Origin of the sequence: Vibrio sp. 10N.222.49.A3 (genome assembly GCF_041475145.1) — a bacterium.
GTDB classification, from domain to species: Bacteria; Pseudomonadota; Gammaproteobacteria; order Enterobacterales; family Vibrionaceae; genus Vibrio; species Vibrio tasmaniensis_A.
Map to the genome: position 1 here is coordinate 1 of NZ_JBFRVM010000213.1, position 2,660 is coordinate 2,660.

Genomic DNA, 2,660 nt, shown 5'->3' on the forward strand with positions numbered 1-2,660 from the left:
ACCCATAATACGCACTAAGGCGTAAGTTCTTTCTGGGGGCTATCTAGCTGCTCTTGGGCTTTAATCTGCGGATAAACTTTCATATAACTGACCATGCCTTGCAAGTTTTCAATTTCATCCTGCATATGGTCTTGTAAATTAAAGGCGATTTCCTTTGGACAGCTGCCCGTACTTAGAAACATTGAGATGCTAGATATCTCATTTATCTTCACTTCTAAGTCAGTTAACGTGTATTCTTTAGCGGTCATAATCAACTCCGTTTCAGTTGGTTGTGGTAAAAGCCCGTAGCTGTTCTAGCAGTTACGGGCTTTGTTATTAGTGTTTAATGGAATCTGCTCTGAATGGATTTGAAGATGGTAAAGACATTCGGTCTTTAAAATCACTTGGAGCTAATACAATGACTTGGCTCCCTAAATCAAAAGCTGCAACAATAATCGCTCGATTCTGTAGTTCTAGTCGTTCAATAACCTTTAAGGCGCGAGAAAATCTATTAAAACGCATGGCTTGGTCTGGCAATCGGCACCAGAATTTTTTTATTAAAGAATTACTCTCTTTAAACTTGAGAAGAAAATCATCGTTCTCCGGATTATGAACAAGCCAGCCATGAAAATTAGCGCTATCCGGTAAACCTGCTGCTTTCTTCAATTCTTCAGGTTTAATTACGCTCATAACTCGGTCTCCAAAGGTGTGATGATTTTTCCGTACTTCTTTAGTTCCACAGTGCCAAAATTATTAACGATATAAGAAGAGCTATGAAAGGTATAAAATCCGGCTTCATAAGCAGGTTGACCTTCTTCCAGTTGAACCTTGGTAAGCGTTGGGAAACGACCTTGTAGATGTACATAAGCGTCTTGTTCATAGATAGTACGTGGTGGCTTGCCGTCTTTCCCTGGCATGGTTCTCGGTGTGATTTTTACATCTTCTTTGAATACTTCAATTTTTAACATGCTGTTTCCTATGCGTAAGCTTTGAAAGGTAAAATATTGGTTTCGGCTACAATTGGCATCTTGTACCAAGGTGGGATCTCAAGTGGCTGAACTTCAATCACTTCAGAACGCTTTAAGGTTGGACACATACGACTAACATCAAATTTTTGACCGATATCAATTCCTATAGCCTTAAGACGAGCCTTGTGCTCATAGAATTGACGGGATTTTAAAATATCTCTCAAATCTGTCCCATGCTGCCACATTGTAAAATAGCTCATAGTGGTATTTGCTTGGCGCAATGTATCAACGGAGCCTGATGCTAAAAGTTGATGAGCAATACTCTGATGTTCATCATGTGAGATGTGTATAGTCTTCATAGCGTTCTCGATGTCTTGTAAGTGCTGATAAAAATCTTGTTCGGTCACATTGCCGTAGAACTGTAAATTATGTCGTTTAAGTAGTGTCTGTCTTAAGCTATGTTCTTCACGTACAACGCCGAATGATTCGCAATAGTCGATTAATTTGGTGACATATCGTAAAACTTCTGGCGCAACGCCTCCTTTTTTCCTCTGTGCTTTTAATAAGTGCCTTTGTAATTCAATAGATTTTCTGTATAGCTTGTCCATTTGCCAAGTTGAACCTTCCCCCCAGTTACAAGTGTTTCCATCAGGATAAAGTTTTGGTTTACGACCTCGGCCAATTTGCATGGATGAAAGCCCCCGAATAAATGATTGCTCCCTACCCTGACCTACAGCGTGATTTCTAGTCCAATCAATAAGTGTTATTTCGGCGCCATTCCCTATCAAGGATGATGCTTGGCCTTCAGCAGATTGACGATGTGAAAAGCGTGTATTTTTAGTAAATGGCGGCAAGTCATAAAAAGCTAATACGTGGTTATAAACGGCCACACACTCATCAATGGTTTGAAGGCCAAAAAGATTATCGACACGTTGCCAACGAGATGGATTACCTTCAACTCGAACACGAGTGCCATCGCAACGAATAGTTAGCTTTGTGCTAAAAGATCCTTCTAGGATTTTTTGATTTACTGATGGTGGTAACTTCTCACCAGTTTCTAACTCGACCCTTTCAATTACATGGCGACCCACAAGGGGTAAGTTCCCCTCGTGGTGATCCTGCTGCATGAAAAGTTGGTCAATAAAGAACAAATAAAAAAACCTGTCAATAGTCCTATAGAACAAAATTAACTAACCCTGTAGAGTTAATTAATCACGAGAGGTAAATATATAGGGTTACAATTGAGCTTACAAGATAAAAAATGCGAGATGATTATGTCTATAGGCGATAATTTAAAGAGATTAAGACGGGATAAAGGTTGGACCCAAGGAGAGTTGGCTGAAAAGTGCGGGATTAGGCTTGGGCAAATATCAAAAATTGAACGTAATGATACAGACCCCAAACTGAGCACAATTTACGCATTAACAACTGCACTAAACTGTACGCCAAACTCTTTGCTGTTAGATGTATCTAACACTAGCATTGACCCACTGATAGAAATGGCTCTAGAACGAGTGAAAAACTTGCCTGATGAAGATAAAGATCACTTGCTAGCTGTAATCGACAAGTACTGCATCGCAATGAGTCTCCAACACTTAATCACACACAATACAATTTTAGGGGTTTCGATATTTGAGGGGAAAACAGAAGAACTAAAAAGGGTGAAATAATGCGGAATTCCGCAGTTAGTTGGGGTGTTACAGGAACCCCAAC

General features: G+C 39.9%; 5 protein-coding genes. 1 reads left to right on the forward strand and 4 read right to left on the reverse strand.

What is annotated here, in order from left to right; all coding sequences use genetic code 11:
- Positions 1-14: 14 nt before the first annotated feature.
- The 4 genes from AB4589_RS23240 to AB4589_RS23255 form a co-directional block, all read right to left on the reverse strand.
- The gene (locus AB4589_RS23240) at positions 15-248 is read right to left on the reverse strand and encodes an RstC protein (protein ID WP_372101781.1); all 234 of its coding nucleotides are present in this window, start codon (positions 246-248) and stop codon (positions 15-17) included.
- Positions 249-315: 67 nt separating this feature from the next.
- Positions 316-669 (reverse strand): hypothetical protein, encoded by a 354-nt coding sequence (locus AB4589_RS23245; RefSeq protein WP_372083476.1) that lies wholly within the window; start codon positions 667-669, stop codon positions 316-318.
- Entirely contained in the window at positions 666-947 is a 282-nt protein-coding gene (locus AB4589_RS23250; RefSeq protein ID WP_372101782.1) for a single-stranded DNA-binding protein, read from the reverse strand. The genes AB4589_RS23245 and AB4589_RS23250 overlap by 4 nt, the downstream gene beginning before the upstream one ends.
- 8 nt (positions 948-955) lie before the next feature.
- Positions 956-2,098: a phage/plasmid replication protein, II/X family gene (locus tag AB4589_RS23255; RefSeq protein ID WP_372101783.1), complete on the reverse strand. Its 1,143-nt coding sequence runs from the start codon at positions 2,096-2,098 to the stop codon at positions 956-958.
- A 90-nt stretch (positions 2,099-2,188) separates the two neighbouring features.
- Here AB4589_RS23255 and AB4589_RS23260 point away from each other — a divergent pair, with 90 nt between their 5' ends.
- Positions 2,189-2,617: a helix-turn-helix domain-containing protein gene (locus AB4589_RS23260; RefSeq protein ID WP_372101784.1), complete on the forward strand. Its 429-nt coding sequence runs from the start codon at positions 2,189-2,191 to the stop codon at positions 2,615-2,617.
- The last annotated feature ends 43 nt before the right edge of the window (positions 2,618-2,660 follow it).

Bases quoted from the DNA above. Each gene is read 5' to 3' on its own strand.
- AB4589_RS23240 (WP_372101781.1), bottom strand. From the start codon at position 248: ATGACCGCTAAAGAATACACGTTAACTGACTTAGAAGTGAAGATAAAT.
- AB4589_RS23245 (WP_372083476.1), bottom strand. From the start codon at position 669: ATGAGCGTAATTAAACCTGAAGAATTGAAGAAAGCAGCAGGTTTACCG.
- AB4589_RS23250 (WP_372101782.1), bottom strand. From the start codon at position 947: ATGTTAAAAATTGAAGTATTCAAAGAAGATGTAAAAATCACACCGAGA.